At 53.3% G+C, this 21,918-nt stretch carries 16 protein-coding genes and 1 pseudogene; 6 read left to right on the top strand and 11 right to left on the bottom strand.

The window, feature by feature from the left end; genetic code table 11:
• Nucleotides 1-128 precede the first annotated feature (128 nt).
• From EKO24_RS09000 to EKO24_RS08955, 10 genes are all read right to left on the bottom strand, one after another.
• Nucleotides 129-353: a FeoC-like transcriptional regulator gene (locus EKO24_RS09000; RefSeq protein WP_127026929.1), complete on the bottom strand. Its 225-nt coding sequence runs from the start codon at nt 351-353 to the stop codon at nt 129-131.
• Nucleotides 340-2,700: a Fe(2+) transporter permease subunit FeoB gene (gene feoB, locus EKO24_RS08995; protein ID WP_127026928.1), complete on the bottom strand. Its 2,361-nt coding sequence runs from the start codon at nt 2,698-2,700 to the stop codon at nt 340-342. The genes EKO24_RS09000 and feoB overlap by 14 nt, the downstream gene beginning before the upstream one ends.
• Complete coding sequence (locus EKO24_RS08990; protein ID WP_127026927.1) at nt 2,700-2,933, bottom strand: FeoA family protein; 234 nt, start codon at nt 2,931-2,933, stop codon at nt 2,700-2,702. Before EKO24_RS08990 ends, feoB begins: the two co-directional genes overlap by 1 nt.
• Before the next feature lie 576 nt (nt 2,934-3,509).
• Entirely contained in the window at nt 3,510-3,890 is a 381-nt protein-coding gene (locus EKO24_RS08985) for a hypothetical protein (protein ID WP_127026926.1), read from the bottom strand.
• Nucleotides 3,891-3,892: 2 nt separating this feature from the next.
• Nucleotides 3,893-6,433 carry a cbb3-type cytochrome c oxidase subunit I gene (locus tag EKO24_RS08980; RefSeq protein WP_127026925.1) on the bottom strand — a complete coding sequence of 847 codons (2,541 nt, stop codon included), beginning with the start codon at nt 6,431-6,433 and terminating at the stop codon, nt 3,893-3,895.
• A gap of 58 nt (nt 6,434-6,491) precedes the next feature.
• On the bottom strand, nt 6,492-7,463 hold the full coding sequence (locus tag EKO24_RS08975) for a cytochrome c oxidase subunit II (protein WP_127026924.1): 972 nt from the start codon (nt 7,461-7,463) through the stop codon (nt 6,492-6,494).
• Nucleotides 7,460-8,623, bottom strand: a complete 1,164-nt coding sequence (locus EKO24_RS08970; protein WP_127026923.1) for a c-type cytochrome — start codon at nt 8,621-8,623, stop codon at nt 7,460-7,462. Before EKO24_RS08970 ends, EKO24_RS08975 begins: the two co-directional genes overlap by 4 nt.
• Nucleotides 8,608-9,246 (bottom strand): cytochrome c oxidase assembly protein, encoded by a 639-nt coding sequence (locus EKO24_RS08965; RefSeq protein WP_127026922.1) that lies wholly within the window; start codon nt 9,244-9,246, stop codon nt 8,608-8,610. The genes EKO24_RS08970 and EKO24_RS08965 overlap by 16 nt, the downstream gene beginning before the upstream one ends.
• A 374-nt stretch (nt 9,247-9,620) precedes the next feature.
• Nucleotides 9,621-9,935: an H-NS histone family protein gene (locus EKO24_RS08960; RefSeq protein ID WP_127026921.1), complete on the bottom strand. Its 315-nt coding sequence runs from the start codon at nt 9,933-9,935 to the stop codon at nt 9,621-9,623.
• Nucleotides 9,936-10,016: 81 nt separating this feature from the next.
• Nucleotides 10,017-10,664, bottom strand: coding sequence for a DUF2914 domain-containing protein (locus tag EKO24_RS08955; RefSeq protein WP_206667240.1), 648 nt, complete (start codon nt 10,662-10,664; stop codon nt 10,017-10,019).
• A gap of 269 nt (nt 10,665-10,933) precedes the next feature.
• Between EKO24_RS08955 and EKO24_RS08950 the strand changes: the two genes are divergently transcribed.
• The 5 genes and pseudogenes from EKO24_RS08950 to EKO24_RS23590 form a co-directional block, all read left to right on the top strand.
• Nucleotides 10,934-13,759 carry a 2-oxoglutarate dehydrogenase E1 component gene (locus EKO24_RS08950; protein ID WP_127026919.1) on the top strand — a complete coding sequence of 942 codons (2,826 nt, stop codon included), beginning with the start codon at nt 10,934-10,936 and terminating at the stop codon, nt 13,757-13,759.
• A 1-nt stretch (nt 13,760) separates the two neighbouring features.
• Nucleotides 13,761-15,020: a 2-oxoglutarate dehydrogenase complex dihydrolipoyllysine-residue succinyltransferase gene (odhB, locus tag EKO24_RS08945; RefSeq protein ID WP_127026918.1), complete on the top strand. Its 1,260-nt coding sequence runs from the start codon at nt 13,761-13,763 to the stop codon at nt 15,018-15,020.
• A gap of 4 nt (nt 15,021-15,024) precedes the next feature.
• Nucleotides 15,025-16,491: a dihydrolipoyl dehydrogenase gene (gene lpdA, locus EKO24_RS08940; RefSeq protein ID WP_127026917.1), complete on the top strand. Its 1,467-nt coding sequence runs from the start codon at nt 15,025-15,027 to the stop codon at nt 16,489-16,491.
• A gap of 23 nt (nt 16,492-16,514) precedes the next feature.
• A complete protein-coding gene (locus EKO24_RS08935) occupies nt 16,515-17,294 on the top strand; it encodes a helix-turn-helix transcriptional regulator (protein WP_127026916.1) in 780 nt (259 codons plus the stop codon).
• 242 nt (nt 17,295-17,536) lie between these two features.
• Nucleotides 17,537-18,364, top strand: a pseudogene (locus tag EKO24_RS23590) (two-partner secretion domain-containing protein); the annotation flags it as partial.
• 486 nt (nt 18,365-18,850) lie between these two features.
• On the opposite strand, the gene EKO24_RS23150 reads toward EKO24_RS23590, so the two are convergent.
• The gene (locus EKO24_RS23150) at nt 18,851-19,222 is read right to left on the bottom strand and encodes a hypothetical protein (RefSeq protein WP_241674445.1); all 372 of its coding nucleotides are present in this window, start codon (nt 19,220-19,222) and stop codon (nt 18,851-18,853) included.
• Between the two features lie 15 nt (nt 19,223-19,237).
• Between EKO24_RS23150 and EKO24_RS23145 the strand changes: the two genes are divergently transcribed.
• Nucleotides 19,238-21,918 (top strand): beta strand repeat-containing protein (locus tag EKO24_RS23145; RefSeq protein WP_241674444.1); only part of this gene is annotated, 2,681 nt, incomplete at its 3' end.

Below are 21,918 nucleotides of genomic sequence, written 5' to 3'. Positions count from 1 at the left end.
ATAGCCTGTAACCACGCCTTAAATCTTGCGTTTATGCCAAAGCGGCCCAGCGAACGGACAACTTGATTCATTGATTACGATGCCCGGACTTTATCCTTCCATTGGTGAGCGTTAAAGCGTACCGCAGCTCACTCGTCCACCCACTCGTAAATCTCGGTCAACGCCGTATCGCACTGACAACAGCTGGTACCGCAAGAAGCGGTCAACGGTAATTTGCGCACTTTGCCTTTGCTGATCCATTTGTCCAACATGCCCCGCAACGCGTCCGCATCCATGCTGAAATGAGTAACCAAATCCGCCAACGCAACGCGGCGCTGTTCTTTTAAATAAGCTCTTAAATCAGACAGGATCACTTAACGACTCCCTGCTTTGTTGTTTTAAGCCGGTAATGCCGGCATTTTTGCCAAGCAGCCATAATCCGAACAGTACCGCTGAAAACGCAAGGATCAGCGCGCTTATCCAAACAAAAGAATAGTCGGGATGCAGGCTGTAGGTCATCGTTTGATAAAAGATAGTTGCCGTCATAAAAGCAATGCCGGTAGTCCAAAAAGCCACAAACAAAGTCCAGTTCAGATTGGTTTCCCGGTAAATTGCAGCCGTCGCGGCAACGCAAGGCGAATACAACAAGATAAACAGCAAATAGGCAAAGGCCCCGGCTTTGCCGTCGAAACTCTGCTGCATCGCGGCAAAAGTGCCGGCATTGACTTCCTGCTCGCCGGCAGCCGCTGCTATGTCGTTCACGGTGCCGATATTCAGGCCCAATGGGTCTAACACATTGTCAGCAACCTCTTGCAGTTTTTTAGGCACGGTTAAGCAGGCGTCAATCAAGGCCTGTTCAAGATTGAACGGCGCTTTTTCAGCCGTTGGGGCAGCCGCTTCAAGCTGGCTGTATAACGCATCCAGCGTCCCGACCACGGCTTCTTTGGCGAGTACGCCGGTAAAAATGCCGACCGTTGCCGGCCAGTTGTCTTTTTCTATGCCCATCGGTTTAAATGCCGGCGTCAAACTGCGGCCGATCTCGCTTAATACCGATTTATTGCTGTTTTCCTGGCCGAATGAACCGTCCGTACCCAATGCGTTAAGAAAGTTCAGCACCAACACCATCGGTACAATGACTTTACCGGCGTTGAACAAAAACGACTTGAGCCGGTCCCAGGTTCTGATAAATACGCCGCGCATCGTCGGCATATGATAAGCGGGCAGCTCCATAATGAACGGCATCGATTCGCCTTTAAATAAGGTGTGGCGCATGATTAAACCGGTCAGTACCGCAACGGCGATTCCCAATAGATACAAACCGAAAACCAGATTCTGGCCGCCAACCGGAAAAAAGGCAGCCGCAAACAACGCGTAAACCGGTAGTCTGGCTCCGCAGGACATGAACGGGTTCATCAAGTTGGTCAGTATCCGGTCGCGCTGGCTTTCCAAGGTCCGGGTCGCCATAATCGCCGGGACATTGCAGCCGAAACCGACAATCATCGGCACGAAGGATTTGCCGGGCAAACCGATCATGCGCATGAACCTGTCCATCACGAAAGCCGCCCTGGACATGTAGCCGGAGTCTTCGAGCGCCGACAGGAACATAAACAGAAAGCCGACAATAGGAATAAAAGTAGCGACGACCTGAATACCGCCGCCTACGCCCTTGGTGATCAATACCGTCAGCCATTGCGGCCAATTCAGTCCGGTGAGCACCTGCCCCAGCCCGTCAACCAATAAAGCGCCGACCGCTTGATCGAAAAAATCGACAAAGGCGCTGCCGATATTGATCGTAAACATGAACATTGCGTACATGACCAACAGGAAAACCGGAATGCCCAGAAAGCGGTTCAAGACAATGCTGTCGATTTTATCGGTCGTATGGCGGCTTACTTCGTTCAATTTACAGACTGCGCCACCGGTCAATTCATTGACAAAACCATAGCGGGCGTCGGCAGCAAGAATGTCGATTTCATCGTCGGTTTCGGCTTCCACCCGGCGCTGTAGTTCGGCAGTTTTAAGTAAAACCGAATTTGTCGAAGTTGATTCTACAAACTGCCTGGCCAGCGTATCGTCTTCAAGCAAGCGCACGGCCAGCCAGCGCAAATCGCATTGGCATTGCCGGGCTGTCTCGACCAGCAACGGCGAAATATCGGCGATGGCTTGTTCCAATGCGGAGGTATAAGTAATTTTTACCGAAGGTATCGGTTTGGCGCGGGCGGCGCTGTTGATCGCGGTTTTCAACGAACCGATACCGCCCTTGACTGAGGCGGTAACCGGGATAACGGGACAACCCAGGAATTCTTCAAGATAATCGACGTCGATTTTAATGCCGCGTTGTTTAACGGCATCCATCATATTCAGCACTAAAATCATCGGCACCTGCATCTCGATCAGTTGCGAGGTCAAGTATAAATTTCGCTCCAGATTCGAAGCATCGACAATATTGATGATTAAATCGGCTTGCTTAGAGGCGACATAATCGCGGGCGACTTTTTCATCCAAAGAAACCTGGTCGTCGGCGGCTTCTAACGAATAAGTTCCGGGAAGATCAACCAGTTCGATCAGTTTACGATCGAAGCTGTATTCACCGGTTTTCTTTTCGACCGTAACCCCGGGCCAATTGCCGACATGCTGCTTGGCTCCGGTCAGCGCATTGAATAACGTTGTCTTGCCGCAATTCGGATTACCGACAACGCCAACCGTAAAATCAGTTTTCATCAGAGTTTCTCTATCAACAATATTGCCGCTTCATCCTTGCGCAGGGTTAATGAAAATCCGCGTAATTTAATTTCAACGGGATCACCCATCGGTGCAAAACGGGTTACGCTAAATTCGGTTCCCGGCGTTAGTCCCATAGCCAACAGGCGTTTCCGATAAGCCTTGCCCGACTGTTCAAAGCCGACGATCTTTCCTAAATCGCCGACAGCCAGATTTTTTAAGCTTATTGCCATAAATTAACCATTAAAATAGAAGTGCATTAAGAATCAACCGCTCATGAGTTATCAACAATCATTCTCATTTGATAGAACTATATCACAATATAATCGCTAGTTTCCGTATTTTTAAACCGGGGTTTTCAAAAGAAGTTCGCCTACGGCAATGACTGTTTTTTTAATTTACAAAACAGTCGAATTCATGAGGATAAAAATCAAAGTATTCGATGAATGGAATGAGCAGCAAGAACTTGCTAAATGGAAAAACATAGAAGCCTAATCCAAATCAATAATGGGATTTTAAAGAGAAAACACGGATGCGACGGATTGCCGCGGATTTTTACGGGAGTTCGCATCTTAAGCAATCTAGCTAAAGTTTTCCGGTATTTTGAAGTGCAGGCTCTGCTTACAAAGCAGGCAAAGCCTGTACTCCAACTTTGAACACGAGCACAAGTTGGAAATTGATACTCCGGCACTTATCCGTGTCAATCCGTAAAAATCCGTGCCATCCGTGTTCTATTTAATTATATGAAGAATCGGCAAACGAAATCCCAACTCAATATCGACAAGACATTAGGCGGGCATTCCGTTGCTTCATGTGATTGAACCGCAGGCCGGTAGAAAAAATAAAGCGAGTCCCGACCATAAAACACCGAAAAAAGATAATAACGCCAATAAGCGCATAGTTTCCGAGAAAAACTCTTTAGTGGTTGCCTGCCTGATCCGGTCGCTATCCAAACGCTGCAAAATGTCGGGTTTGGCAATTAACAATACTAACGCCAACAGCGCCGCAACAGTAATCACAATAATCGAAGCCTCTACCCAAAAACCGGCTCGATTTCCAAGCGCGGCACAGGCAATATGTTGAACTCCGTAAACAACGGCAAAATGCAATACCCAAACAAAAGGACCGGCTAAAGCAAGCAGCGCTATACCGATAAATTTTTCCGAAAACTGCTGATTCGATGCATTCATAGTTAAATCATCCTCGGGAAACCGTGAATTAACAAAAGACCGATAAGCGCTTGCGCCGCAGTGTAATAAACCAGCAAATTAGTATTTTCCAGACTGGCAAAGCGCACCCGGTCCAACTTGCCGGTATAATGCCTGGCAATAACGAACAGCGACATGATCAACACCGCAAAAACCAGTTGTCCGTTTAAAACGCTGGCCATATACACGATGGCTCCATAGCTTGATTGAGCGGGGCTGAGCCCTGTCCGCCAATGGCACCAAATCTCCAGATATACGGCAAACACACCCAGTAACGCACCGAGCAGCACCAGCAACGGTGTCAGCGGACTCTTTTCACCCGGTTCCGGCAGTAAACCCTTTGCCACTGCAAAAAATGCCGCACTGGCGATAAACAGCAACGCGCTGACAGCCGGCCACTGCAACCCCGGTAAATTGCCGGTATCGGAGGGCCAAACGCCAGGCGACACTGTCCAGGTGTAAAGATAAGAAAACAGATAGGCAAAATAGAGCGAGCCGGCAACGAGCATCAGGATAACCATTGCCCACCAGCCATGGCCGTCCGGACCGGTCACATAAACAGGAAGTTTCAGTCCTGCACCGATGTCCACCGGGCCTTTGGCGGGACCTTTATCGAGTTCCCAAGCCCAGACCAGGAAGCTGGCAATAGCAAGCACAGCGCAAACCAGCGCAGGCACAACCACTTTGATAGTCAGCAAAAGGAAACAGGCGGCCGTAAACACGGCGGCGGAAAAATGCATCCAGCCAGGGCCCAACATTTGAATAACATATTGCGGCTTGGCTTCAATCGCGGAGGTGACAATCGTCTCTCGCCCACCGGTAGGCGCATTGGGCAAATAATGTTCGCCCGCCTCGACCTGCCCGGACAAGTTGGGCTGGTCCCAAAGCGGCTCGCGGCTGGTGATATGGGGAATGGAGCGGGTCGAATACACATCCGTAGGCAACCATTCGAGCGTTCCTGCTTGCCAGGGATTGCCGATACCGTGCCGCCCCACCCTAAAATTGCGCATCGCGTCGACGATGAAAACCAACACCCCGGCGCCAATGATATAAGCTCCCACGGTCGATACGAAATTGTACGGCCCCCAGCCCGACGCTTCCGAATACGTCCATACCCGGCGCGGCATGCCGACCAGCCCGGTGATATGCATATGGAAGAAAGTCAGGTTAAAACCGGTAAATATCAGCCAAAAACACCACTTCCCGAGGCGCTCGGACAGCATTTTCGTACTGACCATCGGCGCCCAATAATAAAAAGTCGCAAACAGCGGAAACACCATGCCGCCGACCAATACGTAATGAAGATGAGCGACGACAAAATGCGTATCGTGGGCCTGCCAATCGAACGGCACCATCGCGACCATCACGCCGGTCAGCCCGCCGACCGTAAAAATAAACAACATGCCCAGCACGAACAGCGACGCCGTATTCAACCGGAACCGGCCTTTGGCCGAAGCGATCGTAGCCAGCCAGGCAAAAACCTGGATACCTGACGGCACCGCCACAGCCATGCTCGTCGCGGAAAAAAAAGCCAGACTGAGCGATGGAATGCCGGTCGCGAACATATGATGCACCCATAAGCCGAAGCTGAAAAACCCGGTCGCAATCAGCGCGACGACAATCAGCTTATAGCCGACCAGCGGCGTCCGCGCCATGGTCGGCACGATCATCGACACCAGCCCGGCAGCCGGCAAGAAGATGATATACACTTCCGGATGGCCGAAAAACCAGAACAGATGCTGCCATAACAACGGATCGCCGCCGGCAGCGGCCGTAAAAAACGGCCAGCCGAAAGAGCGCTCGATTTCCAAATACATCGTTGCCAGAATCACCGCAGGGAACGCCACGACAATCATGCCGGCGAACACCAGCATCGCCCAGCCGAAAATAGGCAGCTTATCCAGAGACATGCCCGGCGGCCGGGTCCGCAAAATGCCGACAATAATTTCAATCGCCCCGGCAATGGCCGAGATTTCAATAAAACCAATGCCGAGCAGCCAAAAATCGGCGTTATCGCCCGGAGAATATTCGCTCAACGTCAACGGCGGATACATGAACCAGCCGCCTTTGGGCGCCAAGTCGTAAAAGATAGTGCTGAAGAATACTCCGCCGCCGATGATGTACGCCCAGACCGCAAACGCACTCAGCCGCGGAAACGGCAAATCCCTGGCGGCCAGCATTTGCGGCAGCAGCAACACCCCTAATGCCTCCATCGCCGGCACCGCAAAAAGGAACATCATCGTGGTGCCGTGCATCGTAAAAAGCTGGTTGTATAAGTCCTGGCCAACCAGATGATTTTCCGGTACAGCAAGCTGCGTGCGCATCACTAAAGCGGCCAAACCGGCAAGCACAAAAAAAGCAAAAGCGGCGCCGGTATAAAGCAAGCCTATCGTTGTGTTGTTGACCGCCGTGAACCAGCGCCAGCCGGCCGGTTGGGCCCAGATGCGCAGCAATTCCGCCTCTTCGCCTTCCGGGCGCGGTAAGGTGTTCGGTAACGCTTGCTTTTGCTGGGTTACTTTTGTCACTTGCTTCCCCTGATGGATTTAACAGCGGGATTATTTTCATCAGTATTTAGCATCGCGATTACTCCAGGCTGTTCAAGTAAACCGATAAGGACTGAAGCTCGCTTTCCGAAAAAATATCGAAAGGCGGCATCAAATTTTCCGGCTTAATTGTTTTATGCCGGCTAATCCACTTGACAAAACCTTCCTTAGTATTTGGCAGAATACCGGCGCCAAGCGACTGCCTGCTGCCGACATGAGTTAAATCAGGCCCTATTTTCCCGCTTGCCCTGGTGCCGCGAATCGTATGACAGCCACCGCATCCGCTGGATAAAAACACCCGCTCACCTTCTTTTTCAAAGGTAGGAATCGCGTTGGCCTGCTCTTTGGCTAGCCAGGCGTCATAATCCGAAGGCGTCATCGCCATGGTATAAAACGACATCAGCGCATGCGCGCCGCCGCAATATTCCGCGCATTGCCCGCTTACAACGCCGGGCTTATCGGCAACAAAATGCAGGGTATTGATGCGTCCGGGGATCATGTCGACCTTGCCCGCATACGCCGGTATCCAGAAGCTGTGGACCACGTCCGCCGTCGATAACTCGACTTCAACCGGGCGGCCTGTAGGAATTCGCAGTTCATTAGCACTTTCGGTCGTACGACCATCGTCGTGCCGATAGATAACCCGCCACCACCATTGCTCGCCAACCACCGAAATACGCACCGGATTTTCAGCCCGGACCAACTCTCCCCCGGCTTTTAAAACCAGGAATCCGTAGACCAGCAAAGCCGTTAAAGTCACTACCGGAAAAACAATCCCTCCCCAGACAATGGTTTTTTCACGGGTAAGATTGTGACGCCAGCCGGCAGGACCGGCGATTGCAATCAGCATCAGCGCGCAGATCAACAGCGTTATCAAAGCCGCGCCGATGAACATGATCCAGGTCAGCAGTACGATGCGCGATGAAACCGGTCCCAGGCCGGTAAACGCGGATTGCCCGCCATCGCAGCCGGCAATGATCAATAAAGCCGTCACGCAAAATGCGTACTTCATTTTTGCAAGTCCTCCCCGGCTTCGTGATCAATGCGTTCCGTCGATGATCGGCTCGCAAAAAATGCCGCCGCGGCTTCCGCCTGTTGTTCGGTCAAACGTTTGGCGATAGCGGTCATAATCGCGCCGTAGGGTGTTTTTGCGCGTATTCCACGTTGCAAGACCTGCAATTGCTGCCTGATATATTGCTCGGATTGCCCGGCAAGCCGCGGATAATCCGAACGTTTATCGGTCCCGTGGCAAGACAGGCAAGCCGGGATCTTGCGCGATAAATCGCCATGCTCAGCCAATCGGCGGCCCGGATCGCTTTCTTTCGGCGATAAACCACCGGTGGTTTTACCAACGGAAACCTTTAACGACGCGTAGTAATCCGCCAGATTGTTAATATGTTCATCATCAAGTTCTACGGCAATCGGCTCCATAAAGCCGCTTTGCCGAAGATCGCTGCGATATTCGCGCAAGGCTCTTTGCAAATAGGCTTTCTCCTGGCCGCCAAGGCTCGGCACATAGGGACTTGTCGGCGCTGCATTGTCCGTGTCGTGACAACGGCTGCATGCGCCATGATTAACCTTGGGCCGGCCCTGCCTGGCAACCTCGCTAGCCGGATAGCTTTTCGCCTCGCTATCATTGATGCTATTGCCACGTGTATATTTCAGGTAATCGTCGGGGGTCATTGACGGCAGCGCTTCCAGAAACGCAACCACCGCCCAGACTTCATCATCGCGATCCTTGCCGCTCCATGACGGCATACCGGTGAACTGAATGCCATGGCGCACCATCCAGAACAATTGTTGACGCGTCCACATTGGCGCATGAGTCTGTAGGTCCGGAGGCGGAGGCAGCATGCGGTCATAAACGGGATTCAGCACTTGTCCCGGCATCCTGTGACAGGTGGCGCACCCTCCTTGAAAATGCGCCGCGCCAAGCGGCACCAACCCGGCAATATCCAGTTCCGGCACATCAACAGATTTACTGTTAACGATAACCGAACGCTCTTTGCCCAGCGTCAAAAGCCACTCCATCCAAGCCGGATGTCCCGCACTGGCCGCGATGTTGAAAATACCGGAATAGGCGATAACAAGAACAAGCGCAATGCCTCCGGCAAAAAGCCCAAGCGCCCACGGAAGAAATTTACGAAAACGGCTTTTTACCGGTTCTGCCATGAGCTGCTTTCCATTGCAACCATCGAATCTTGCGAATCGCACAGCGCCTGGAACCAACGGCAAATCAGCACAATCGCAGCGAGTACGTAAGTCAGGGGACAAACCGTAACCATCAGCAGCCCGGCTAGTTGCTGGTCGGCGAGTTCAATAGGAATATTGGCGGCGCCTAGGCCGTAAAGCACGCGCGGCGCAAATACCAGCAACACGGCAATTAAGCAAAACAGCTTGCCGGTCAATAACAATGCAATAACCGAACGCCACAAATGCTCGCCGGTCTGGCTGAATATTGTCAGCCAAAACCATAAGGCCGAGAAAAGCAGGCTCGCCTGCATCAGCAAAGCGCCGCCATGTCCTCCTGCCATCGCCAAACGGATGCCCGGCGGCGAATGCCATGCAAACAACAAAGCAAGCTGTAGAATAATGGCCGCTACCAATGTTGAAACACTGGCGGACTGTTGGGAGGATAAATAACGTAATTTTAAAGCCAAGATCGGGGCTGCCGCGGTCATCAGCGCCATATGGATAATCATATGGCGTGAAAAAGCGCCTGCCATTTCGACATAGCAAAACGTTAACAATGCCAGTACGGTCAAGGCAAACGACTTTAATAGATTTGCTTGCATTCGCAGTTTCTCCCGGCCGCATCTCGCAGCCCCGTAAGTCATTAAACTCCCCGGTTAAATCTATTCGGAAACGCTGTTGCCGACGCGCATATGCGGCGCCTGATAAAGCCGTCTTTGTTAATAGAATACGGCCGGTAGTTCGCTATTGTCTGTACGCTAGCGCACCGGACTTAAGCCGCTTGCTGGCAAGTTGGATATGACAAGAAACACTGGCGATTCAGCAAACGGCGAAAAATGACCCATGCCGCTCAAGAGCTCGTCCGGATCAATTTATGACAGGTATTGGGATATTTTTTGAAAAGTTTAATCTTTGATGAAACGCCCCGAACCGGAACTCGGCGTTTCATCGTAAGCTGTTGGAAAGTTCTTAAATTCTATACTTCAAACTCGGAGCGGTCATGTCCCGCGCTCAGCAAGTCCTGCATCCATTTTGGCGCTACGCCGCGTCCGGTCCATGTTTTATTGCGATCATCGGGATGACGGTATTTAATCGCAACCTTTGCGCCTTTGCGAGCAGACTTCTTTTCAGGTTCATGAATATCTACAATAACATCAATAGAGGCAGCTAATTCTTTAATCTGCGCTATAACTTCTTTACGTTTATTCGCTTGTTTATCTTTTAATGCTTTTTCCGCACTCTCAATAACAGCTTGTAGTTCACGTTCAGAAAGATTTTGATATTCGGTCATTTCAGGTCCTTAAATTAAAAAAACTAGGCTAATAATATCATTAATTTAATAGTAAATATATTAGATATATAACTTATAAAGTTACTCAACCTTAAAAATCTTTTCATTTAATAACTGGCCATGCCCGTCGACCAGCCTTACTACCCAGTTACCTTTTGCGGAATTAGTCAATAACCTGTGACTTGACGTTCGCGACGTATTGCCCGATATAGCCAATTCCTGTTTGGAAACAGTCACGCCATCCTTTAGCCACTCATGATAAACCTTATTATTGCCCATAGCTTTTAATTCAGTGAAATAATAAACCGACGTTGGTTTTTTACCGTTAAGAAACACAGTCTTCGGAACTTCGCCTTTAGGCTCTTTATTATTAATATCGTAGCTTAACACCGCCCTTATTACATTATGTCTATCCTTTGAATACCCTTTAACGGCTTTTTCGTCGGACTGCTTTTTTATAACTTTCTTGTCGGCAATATCTATAGTTGACCTGTTTTTCTTAATGGGTTCTTTTAGCGGCTTAATTAGCGGGCTATTTTTCGTCTCCACTTGTCTGGGTATATCCGCTCTTTTTATTTCGATCTCCTTATTCTCAGGCGGTAGAGCCAGCTCTTGTTCTACGGTACTCGCTGACGATTCTGAATTACCGGGGATATTCTCATCGTTATCATTAGTAATGATATAAGCCAATACTGCTAAAACAACGATTAATACACTAACCGCGATCAATATTCTTTTAACGTTCCATTCCGTTATTATTTTAGGCGTAAACTCTTCCGCCGCCGGCGCTTTTCCGGGCTTCCGATATTTAACTTTAATTACAATATTCTTTTTGTCTGTCATAGAATCCTATCAGCCATACTTCAGGTGAAAATAATCGGTCGTCTTTGTTAACTCAGCAGCGCAATTTTAATCAGCGAATGCGTTAAATGTTGGTAATATACTACTAAGAGCTCAAGCAAAGACAAAATCCTTACAGAATAAATTGGACATTCATGATGAGTAAGTTACTGAAACTTTTCCAAGATTCTTCTTCCCTTTATGGCAGCAACGCCGGTTTTGTTGAGAACTTATATGAACGGTTCCTGGAAGATCCCGATTCGGTAGAACCCAGCTGGCAAAAAAAATTCAGCGAACTTCACAACGGCGCCGATTTCGAGACGCCTCACAGCCCTGTCGTCGAACGCTTCGCACAACTTGCGCTTAAATCCCAAGGCAGGCTGGCCAAGCTGCAAGGCTTTACCGAAGAGAGCGTCAAAAAGCAATCGGCCGTCGCCCGGCTTATCAACCATTACCGGGTTCGCGGCCATCAGATTGCCGCCAATAATCCCCTGGGAAAAACCGCGCCCCCGCCCCCGGATATGGATCCGTCTTATTACGGTCTTTCCGAACCGGATATGGATACCTTGTTCGACAGCGGCGCGCTTTACGGCGTCGAGCGCTTGCCTTTACGCAGCATTATTGCCAATCTGAAAGAAATTTACTGCGGCAGCGTCGGCTCCGAATACATGCATATTGCCGATACGCAAATCCGGCGCTGGATCATAAACCGTTTGGAAAGCTCAAAAGCCAGCCTGGAACTGGAACCTGAAAAAAAACTCTGGACGTTAAAACTATTAACCTCCGCGGAAGGCATAGAAAGCCATTTGCATAACCGCTTTGTCGGCCAAAAGCGCTTTTCGTTGGAAGGCGGCGAATCGCTGATCCCGATTCTGGACGAATTAACGCAAGGATTCGGCGAAAAAGGCGTTAATGAGATTGTGATCGGCATGGCTCATCGCGGCCGCCTGAATGTGCTGGTCAATATTTTGGGCAAAAGCCCGGCCAGCCTGTTTAATGAGTTTGCCGGAACATCGCCGCTTTCGCCGGGAGTCAGCACCGGCGACGTCAAATACCATATGGGCTTTTCATCCGACATTAGTACGCCCGGCGGCCCGGTTCATATCACGCTGGCGTTCAACCCGTCGCATCTGGAGATCATCAACCCGGTTGTCGAAGGCTCGGTTAAAGCGCGTCAGGACAGAGCCGGAAAAGACGGCAAGGATACCGTGATCCCGATATTAATTCATGGCGATGCCGCCTTCTCAGGGCAAGGCATTGTGATGGAAACCCTGAACATGTCGCAAACCCGCGCATTTTCTACCGCCGGAACCGTGCATATCGTCGTCAACAATCAAATCGGCTTTACCACCAGCAACCCCCAGGATGCGCGTTCCACGCTTTACAGCACCGATGTAGCCGGCATGATTCAGGCGCCGGTTTTTCATGTCAACGGCGACGACCCGGAGGCCGTTATCTTCGTCACCAAGCTGGCGATCGACTACCGGATGACTTTCCATAAAGATGTGGTTATCGATCTTATTTGTTATCGCCGGCTTGGACATAACGAAGCCGATGAGCCGTCGACAACCCAGCCGTTGATGTACAAGAAAATCCGCAAACTGAAGACTACCCGGAAGCTGTACGCTGAAAAACTGATCAATGAGGGAATCGTCACTGCCGAACAGGCTTCAGAGCTGGAACAGAATTACCAAAAACTGCTGGAAGCCGGTGAAGTCGTTTCCCGGCCGATCCTGGCCGACGGTCCTTATCCGTACACCAACCAATGGAATAAATTCCTGGGCACCGATTGGAAAGCCCCGTGCGATACTGCGGTTTCGTTGGAGCGCTTGCGCTTTTGCAATGACCGGATGCTGCGCTTGCCGACCGGTTTTGAAATGCACCCCAGAGTCGCCAAAGTCATGGACAACCGCCGTAAAATGGCGGCCGGCGCAATGCCGCTGGACTGGGGTTTCGCCGAAAACATAGCTTATGCGACGCTGTTGATGGAAAAATACAATGTCCGTTTGACCGGCCAGGACGTCGGCCGCGGCACTTTCGTGCATCGCCATGCGGTCCTGCACAACCAACTGCATAATAAAACCTATACGCCGCTTAAGCATCTGGATAAAGATCAAGGCTATGCGCAGATTTTCGACTCGCTGCTTTCCGAAGCCGGCGTGCTGGGTTTCGAGTACGGCTACAGCACGACGATGCCGAATACGCTGGTGATCTGGGAAGCGCAATTCGGCGATTTTGCCAACGGCGCGCAAGTCGTTATCGACCAGTTCATCAGTTCCGGCGAAACCAAATGGGGACGCCTGTGCAATCTGGTTATGCTGCTGCCGCACGGTTTCGAAGGCCAGGGACCGGAACACTCCTCGGCCCGGCTGGAACGCTACCTGCAACTGTGCGCCGAGCACAATATGCAAGTCTGCAATCCGACCACGCCGGCGCAGATATTTCACCTGCTGCGCCGCCAGATGCTGCGCCCTTATCGAAAACCGCTGGTCGTCATGAGCCCCAAAAGTTTACTGCGCCATAAACTTGCGGTTTCGACACTGGAAGACCTGACTAACGGCCAATTCTTGCCTGTGATTGGCGAGCAGGACGATATCAATCCCAAAAAAGTGACCCGCCTGGTCATGTGTTCCGGCAAAGTCTATTACGATTTATTGGAAACACGGCGCCAGGACGATCTTAAACACATCGCTATTGCCCGGATAGAACAACTCTATCCTTTTCCCGATGAATTATTTAAAGCCGAAGTCCGCAAGTACCCGCTGCTTAAAGAATTCGTCTGGTGCCAGGAAGAACCCCAAAATCAAGGCGCCTGGTATCAATCCCGGCATCATTTTTCCGACAATATCGGCCACAAAATCAGTATGACCTACGCCGGTCGCGAAGCATCCGCAGCACCGGCTGTCGGCAATTTCCGCGTCCATATCGAACAACAAAAAGCGGTTGTTCAATCGGCCCTTTACGGTAAACCTTCAGGAAAATAATATGAGCATTGAAGTCATAGTTCCCAACCTACCCGAATCCGTTTCCGACGCAACGTTGGTTGCCTGGCATAAAAAGCCCGGCGATGCAGTTATCAAGAATGAAAACCTTGTCGACCTTGAAACCGACAAAGTTGTGCTTGAAGTCCCCGCGCCCGAATCCGGCATCCTTGGCAAAATACTCAAGGATGACGGCTCCGTTGTCGTCGGCGGCGAAGTGCTGGCCATACTGGAACCTCAAGCGGTGGAAGCCGGTCAACAAACAGCGGCTCCCAGTCCCGAGCCTGAAGACGAGGAAGAATCGGACATACCGCTAAGCCCGTCGGTGCGCCGGCTGATTGCTGAAAATGCGCTGGACCCTTCCGCTATCAAAGGCACCGGTAAAGACGGCCGCTTGACTAAAACCGATGTGATGGACTACCTGCATAAAAAAACCTTGCAGGAAGCCCAATTGATAGTGCCGACGCCGGCCAAAGCCGAGACGGAAGCCCCCAAAGAAACCGAAAAACCCGTTCAGCCTCCGGTTGCGAAAGCGGAAGCCCCAAGCTCCGGCATTTCGAACCTACGGCCGGAACAGCGCGTGCCGATGACGAGGTTGAGGGCCAAGGTTGCCGAGCGCCTGCTGCAAGCCCAGCAAAATGCGGCGATGCTGACTACGTTTAACGAAGTCAACATGCAGAACGTGATTGACCTGCGCAACCAATATAAAGAACGTTTTGAAAAAAAGCATCATGTCAAATTGGGCTTTATGTCGTTCTTCGTTAAAGCCTCTATCGAAGCTTTAAAACGCTTCCCGGCTATCAACGCCTCGATAGACGATAACGATATTATCTATCACGGCTACTACGACATCGGCATCGCGGTCAGCACCGAGCGCGGCCTGATCGTGCCGGTGCTGCGCGATGCGGATCAGCTCGACTTTGCCGGCATCGAACAAAGCATCGTCGATTTCGGCGCAAAGACCAAATCCGGCACCTTGACTTACGACGACTTGAAAGGCGGCACGTTCACGATTACCAACGGCGGCATTTTCGGTTCGATGCTGTCGACGCCGATACTTAATCCGCCGCAGTGCGCTATCCTGGGCATGCATGCGATCAAGGAGCGGCCTGTCGTTGAAAACGGACAGATTGTGATCAGGCCGATCATGTATCTGGCCCTGTCTTACGATCATCGCCTGGTCGACGGACGCGAAGCCGTGCAGTTTTTAGTGACGATCAAGGAATGCCTGGAAGCGCCTGCTCATTTATTGCTGAACATATAAGACCATGCCTAAGAAACAAGCAAAATCGTTTGACGTCATCGTTATCGGCGCAGGACCTGCTGGCTATTCCAGCGCGATCCGATGCGCGCAGCTTGGATTGAAAACCGCCTGCATCGATAACTGGCACGGCGAGAAAGGCTGGAACGACCATCTGGGCGGCACTTACCTGAACGCCGGCTGCGTTGCGACTATCGCCCTGCTGGAATCGGCGAAAATCTACCAAACGATAACTCACAACCTGAAAGAACACGGCATTCAGGCAGAAGCTGTTTCTGTGGATATTGCCCGGATGATGCAACGCAAAAACACTATTATCGATTCGCTCAGCCGGCAAATCGCCGACGCGTTTGCCCATAACAAAATCGACTGTATCCGGGCCAAGGCCAAACTGCTCAACGAACGTCAGGTAGAGATCGTGCCGGCTGATCATTCGCCGGCAGCCATCATTGAAGCCCAGCATATTATCCTGGCTACCGGCTCATCGCCAATCGGCCTGTCCTGCGCTCCGATTGATAACGAACTTATTATCGATTCCACGATGGCGTTGAATCTCGATGCGGTGCCGAAACGATTGGCCATCATTGGCGCGGGCATTATAGGCCTCGAACTAGCGAGCATCTGGAACAGGCTTGGCGCTGAAACCATCCTGCTGGAAGCGCAGGAATCGTTTTTAAGCATGGCCGATCAGCAAATTGCGCGAGAAGCCTATCGTATTTACAGCAACCAGGGCCTGGAGCTGCGCCTGGGCACGCGGGTTATTTCAACGAAAAAAGGCAGTAAAAAAGCCGGTCTTGAGCGTAGCCGAAAGGTTACCGTCGAATATCAGGATAGCGAAGGCACGCATGCGCTACGCGTCGATAAACTGATCGTCGCCTCCGGCCGCAAGCCCAATACCGAAAATCTGGCGGCTCCCGAAGCCGATTTGCTGCTTGATGAAAACGGTTACGTCCATGTCGACGAAAACTGCCGTTCGACTTTGCCCGGCGTTTATGCGATAGGCGACTTAACCCTGCTGGGTCCGATGATTGCCCATAAAGGCATCGAAGAAGGCCGCTTCGTCGCCGAGCAAATCGCCGGCCGTCACAGCTCTGTAAATTACGAGCTACTACCCAGCGTTGTCTTTACCGATCCTGAAATTGCCTGGGTCGGTCAAACCGAACAAGCTTTACGGGCCATGGGCGAACCGATCAAAATCGGCACCTTTCCGTTAAGAGCCACAGCACGCGCCCAAGCCACCGGCAGAACCGAAGGCATCGTAAAAATCATCGCTCACGCGGACACCGACGCGATACTCGGCGTCCATATCATTGGCACCCAAGCCTCTGAAATGATTGCCGAAGCCGTGTTAGCGATGGAATTTTCGGCCAGCAGCGAAGACTTGGCCAGAACCGTACACGTCCACCCCACCCTTGCCAAAGCCATGAATAGCGCGGCATTAGCTTTTAGAAACGGCCTGCCTGCCGGTGTTTAAAACAGCAGGCTCGCCTCCTAACCATGACTGCCAACCGCTCTGACGCCATCTACGACCTATGGGACAAACTGGCTGATTTCGACGCATCCCGGTCCGACGAAGCCCTGCTCCAATTCATGGAAAACCTATGCGCCCTGGTTGGCGCGCGGGATGTCTCCTGGATGGGAGCAGTGTGCATGGACACCTCATTTCCGGGCGACCCGATCAAAGGCTGGCGGCCGCATGCTATCCGCCGCCTGCATCCCTCTCCTCATATTGACACTGCCATTCAGGAACAGACGAAAAAAATGGAATACGGCGATGTTGATGAAAATATCATCCGTAACCTGGACGGTGTAGGTACTTTCCGTGCGAATCGCTTGCGGGACTTGGTAGGCCCCGAGTGGTTCGAAGGAGATTATTACCGGCGTTATTACCTGGGAATTGGCACAGCAGATGCCGTCTGGGTAGCCTCTCCTGTCAATCACGATGCCGAATCCTGGTTCGGCATCTTTCGCAGTGCAGATCAACCGCCTTTCAGTGAATCCGAAAGGGACGAGATCGCCGGCATCCTGCGCGGCATCAAGTGGTTCCAGAAACAACTGATGCTTTCGCACGGACTGGTCATTGCAAAAGTCCCGCTGACGCCGACCGAACGCAGGGTACTCCACCTGTTGCTGACCGGGCTTCCGGAAAAACTGATTGCAGACCAATTGGAACGCAGTTATCACACGACCCATGAACAAGTCACATCGATTTATCGCAAATTCGGCGTAAAAACCAGGGCTGCGCTGATGGCCTTATGGCTGGGGCAATCGTCCTGACAGATATTGGCTGCAATTCAAGCTACCTCTCGAACCGGCGTATCTAAATTCCCCTCAAATTCCGATTAATCCAAGCGTAACCCGAGGCCTAGTTTTTTACAGCCCTAACGCCGGTGATATGCACACCAAAAAATCGCTTAAACCAATCATCCCCCTAATTAGGGGGATGCAAGATGATGAATTACAAGGCATTATTTTTCCGCAAAATTTTATAAATTTTAACCCGTAAATACCGAACAACCATGAACCTTACCTGCCGCCTGATTGGGAACACCGCCCCGTTAACCGACCGTAGCGAAACCGTTGACTTACCGATAGCGCCTCTTGCCTGTCTTTTTATCCTGCCCTTGTATGCCCCCGTCGCTTGGGCCGAACCGGCTCCAAACGAACTGCCCGGCGGTGCTCAAATCAGCTCAGGCCAAGCCAGCATTAACGTCAACGGTTCCCATATGGATGTGAACCAGGCCAGCCAGAACGCCGGCATCAACTGGCAGACGTTCAATATCGGCAGCGACGCCCGGGTCGACTTTCATCAACCCAATTCGTCCGCCGTCGCAGTCAATCGCATCGCCGACCCTAACGGCAGCCAGATCATGGGCAAACTGAACGCCAACGGCCAGGTCTATTTGATCAATCCGAACGGCATCTTGTTCGGCCAGGGTTCGCAAGTCAACGTCGGCGGTTTGGTCGCTTCCACGCTCGACACCGGCGACAGCAACTTGGCTGCCGACCGGCGCACGTTTACGTCCACAGGCGGCGCCGGGAAAATCGTCAACCAAGGCACGCTGAACGCCGAAGGCGGCTACATCGCCTTGCTTGGCGAACGCGTCAGCAACCAAGGCGTCATCCAAGCCAGGTTAGGCACGGCGGCATTGGCGGCCGGCGATAAAATCACGCTGGAATTCGCCGGCGACAAGCTGGTCAATGTACAGGTGGATAAAGGCGCGTTGCAGGCGCTGGCCGAGAACAAACAATTGATCCAAACCGACGGCGGCACCGTGCTGATGACGGCCAAGGCCGCCGATGCGCTGCTGTCCACCGTTGTCAACAACGAAGGCGTCATCGAAGCCCGCACCGTTGAGGAACGTAACGGCGTCATCAAGCTGCTGGGCGACATGGACAGCGGCACGGTCAACGTTGGCGGCACGCTGGACGCCAGCGCACCGCTCCCCAGTCCCTCAGTGAGAGGGACTGGGGGTGAGGGCCAAACGAACGGCGGCTTCATCGAAACCTCCGCCGCCCACGTCAAGGTCGCCGACGATGCCAAGATCACCACGAAAGCCGCAAACGGCAACAACGGCACCTGGCTGATCGACCCGGTGGATTTTACTATCAGTGCCGGCAGCGGCGTGCTTAGCACCTCGGGGATTGGTGCCGCTACGCTCGCCACCAGTTTGGGGGGCGGCAATGTTACCATCGCCACCGACGCCTCGACCGGCGGCAACGGCGACATTTTCGTCAATAGTCCAGTAACTTGGTCGGCCAATACGCTTAAGCTCACCGGCCACGGCAACATTTACCTTGACGCCAACCTCAACGGCAGCGGTACCGCCCAATTATACTTGGCATACGGACAGCAGACGACGACTGGCAATGGCTACGACTATTTCCTGCGCAACGGGGCCAAGGTGAATCTGCCTGCCGGAGCCAACTTCACAACCGAAAAGGGCTACGGCGCCGATAACACTATCCTCGGCGACGGTCAGGGCGCCACCACCAATTGGACCGTTGTCACCGGTCTGGGCGCGGCCGGCAGTACGACAGGGACAGACCTGCAAGGCATGAACGGCGCCCTTGCCGGCAACTATGTACTGGGCGCCGACATCAACGCCAACGCCACCAGCGGCTGGAACGGCGGCCAAGGCTTCACGCCGGTGGGCGACGACCTCGCCACACGCTTCACCGGACAGTTCGACGGTCTCGGTCACACGATCAGCAACCTGTTGATTGACTACAATGCTAATGGTTACTTCGGTTTGTTCGGCGCTACAGCAAGCAACGCCGTGCTGCAAAACGTCGGACTGCTGAACGTCACCGTCAACGGCGGCAGCAACGGAGGCACCGGTGCGCTGGCAGGCGTCATCCGCAACAACACGGCTATTCGTTACAGCTATGTGGACGGCGGCAGCGTATCCACGAGGACCAACTTAGTGGGCGGACTGGTGGGTTTTGTTGCCGACGCAGGTGCTTCCATCAGCCACAGCTACGCCAACGTCAGCGTTTCGGCCGGAGTGGGTGGCGGAGCAGGCTATGCCGCAGCGGGAGGACTGGTGGGCGGCAACAACGGCGGCATCAGCTACAGCTATGCGACGGGCAGCGTCTCCGCTCCTACCGGTAACGTTAGCAGCAAATACATCGGCGGCTTGACAGGAATGCAGAACGCCGGCACCACCAGCAACAGCTACGCCACGGGCGCGATCAGCGGCAACAACACGCTGGGCGGCTTGATCGGCAGCTTGGGCGGCGGTTCGGTCAGCAGCAGCTACTGGGATAAGACCACTACCGGCCAGAACAGCAGCGCCGGCGGCGCCGGCTTGTTCACCGATCAATGGCCTACCCTCGGCCCTCTCGCTACCGGCACATGGAGCACTGCCGACTGGGGCGCGGGCAACCCCTATCCGGGGATCAAGGCACTACCCTACATAACCATCACCGCCAACGCCAGCCAAACCTACGGTTCGGCTACGACCGTCGGCATCGCCAGTATCTTAGACCAGAACGGCACGGATGCCAGCGGCCTCGTGAACACCAGCGGCCTCAGTTGGTCGGCGAGCACCACAGCCGCCGCCGGCACAACCTCCGCCGTGCGCGGCTCCGGCGCCAGCGCTACGGGATACCAGATCCTGTATGCGGGCAACGTGACGGTAGGCAAAGCGCCGCTAACCGTAACGGCCAACGGGCTTTCCAAGACTTACGACGGCCTGGCGTACAACGGCGGCAACGGCGTTTCCTACAGCGGTTTCGTCAACGGCGAAGGTTTCGGCGTGCTGGGCGGTACGTTGGCCTACGGCGGCAATTCGCAAGGCGCGCTCAATACCGGCAATTACGCAATTACGCCGTCGGGCCTGACTTCGTCGAATTATGCGATCAGTTTTGCGAACGGCAATCTGGCCATCACCCCGGCGACGCTGACCGTCACCGCTCTGGACGCGACTAAAACTTACGACGGCCAAGCCTTCCGCAGCGGCAACGGCGTAGGCTACTCGGGCTTCGTCAACGGTGAGACGCCGGCGGTGCTGGGCGGCGCGTTAACTTACGGGGGCTCCAGCCAAGGCGCGGTCAACGCCGGCAATTACGCGATCACGCCGTCGGGCCTGACTGCATCGAATTATGCGATCAGTTTTGCGAACGGCAATCTGGCCATCACCCCGACGACGCTGACCGTCACCGCGCTAGACGCGACTAAAACTTACGACGGCCAAGCCTTCCGCGGCAACAACGGCGTAGGCTACTCGGGCCTCGTCAACGGCGAGACGGCGGCGGTGCTGGGCGGCGCGTTAGCTTACGGGGGCCCCAGCCAAGGCGCGGTCAACGCCGGCAATTACGCGATCACGCCGTCGGGCCTGACTGCATCGAACTATGCGATCAGTTTTGCGAGCGGCAATCTGGCCATCAACCCGGCGACGCTGACCGTCACCGCGCTGAATGCAAGCAAGACTTACGACGGCCAAGCCTTCCGCGGCGGCAACGGCGTAGGCTACTCGGGCTTCGTCAACGGCGAGACGCCGGCGGTGCTGGGCGGCGCGTTAACTTACGGAGGCTCCAACCAGGACGCGGTCAACGCCGGCAACTATGTTCTTACCCCGTCCGGTTTGACAGCCAATAACTACGCCATTGCCTTTGTCGACGGAACCTTGACTATCAACCCGGCCCCGATTACCGGCAGCTTGATCGGGACCGTCAATAAAATTTACGACGGCACGAACGAAGCCTTATTGAAACCGGAGGCTTTCCTGTTGAAAGGCTTCATCGGCAACGACGGCGCCACGATCACTAAAACCGTCGGCACTTACGCCAGCGCCAACGCCGGCAGCAGCATCCCGGTTAAGGTCAACCTGCCTCAGGCCGATTACGCGCCGCTCGGCAACACCCTTCTTCGCAATTACATCCTGCCGTCCACCCTGACCGGGGCGGTCGGCGTGATCAACAAGGCCCCGCTCAACATTACCGCCAACAATGCCGACAAAATTTACGACGGCCAAGCCTTCCGCGGCGGCAACGGCGTCAGTTATTCGGGCTTCGTCAACGGCGAAAAAGCGGACGCGCTCGGCGGCAAGCTGGTTTATGGCGGCAACTCGCAAGGCGCAATCAACGGCGGCAGTTATGCGCTTACGCCTTCGGGCCTGACTGCGGCCAATTATGCGATTACTTTCACAGACGGCCGTCTGACGGTGAATGCAGTGGATAGCTACAATCCGGCAAACAACCAGCTCACGATTCCGACAATTACCGTGGCGGGAAAAATCTACAACGATGTAGTTGTCAGCGTTGCCGAAGTGCTGGGCTACACCACAGGCGGCTCGCCTGCGAGTTCCAATAATTCCTACGACCCGGTCACGAACATCCTGACTATACCGAGCGTCGTTGTCGGCGGCGTGACGTATACAAATGTCCGGGTGGCGGT

The sequence above is a fragment of the Candidatus Methylobacter oryzae genome (assembly GCF_003994235.2).
In the GTDB taxonomy this organism is placed as follows: domain Bacteria; phylum Pseudomonadota; class Gammaproteobacteria; order Methylococcales; family Methylomonadaceae; genus Methylobacter_A; species Methylobacter_A oryzae.
This window is presented reverse-complemented; position numbering and strand designations above follow the sequence as displayed.

What these genes read in the sequence shown, in the direction of transcription:
- feoB (WP_127026928.1), bottom strand. Translation starts at nt 2,700, where the DNA reads ATGAAAACTGATTTTACGGTTGGCGTTGTCGGTAATCCGAATTGCGGC.
- EKO24_RS08990 (WP_127026927.1), bottom strand. Translation starts at nt 2,933, where the DNA reads ATGGCAATAAGCTTAAAAAATCTGGCTGTCGGCGATTTAGGAAAGATC.
- EKO24_RS08985 (WP_127026926.1), bottom strand. Translation starts at nt 3,890, where the DNA reads ATGAATGCATCGAATCAGCAGTTTTCGGAAAAATTTATCGGTATAGCG.
- EKO24_RS08975 (WP_127026924.1), bottom strand. Translation starts at nt 7,463, where the DNA reads ATGAAGTACGCATTTTGCGTGACGGCTTTATTGATCATTGCCGGCTGC.
- EKO24_RS08970 (WP_127026923.1), bottom strand. Translation starts at nt 8,623, where the DNA reads ATGGCAGAACCGGTAAAAAGCCGTTTTCGTAAATTTCTTCCGTGGGCG.
- EKO24_RS08965 (WP_127026922.1), bottom strand. Translation starts at nt 9,246, where the DNA reads ATGCAAGCAAATCTATTAAAGTCGTTTGCCTTGACCGTACTGGCATTG.
- EKO24_RS08960 (WP_127026921.1), bottom strand. Translation starts at nt 9,935, where the DNA reads ATGACCGAATATCAAAATCTTTCTGAACGTGAACTACAAGCTGTTATT.
- EKO24_RS08950 (WP_127026919.1), top strand. Translation starts at nt 10,934, where the DNA reads ATGAGTAAGTTACTGAAACTTTTCCAAGATTCTTCTTCCCTTTATGGC.
- odhB (WP_127026918.1), top strand. Translation starts at nt 13,761, where the DNA reads ATGAGCATTGAAGTCATAGTTCCCAACCTACCCGAATCCGTTTCCGAC.
- lpdA (WP_127026917.1), top strand. Translation starts at nt 15,025, where the DNA reads ATGCCTAAGAAACAAGCAAAATCGTTTGACGTCATCGTTATCGGCGCA.
- EKO24_RS08935 (WP_127026916.1), top strand. Translation starts at nt 16,515, where the DNA reads ATGACTGCCAACCGCTCTGACGCCATCTACGACCTATGGGACAAACTG.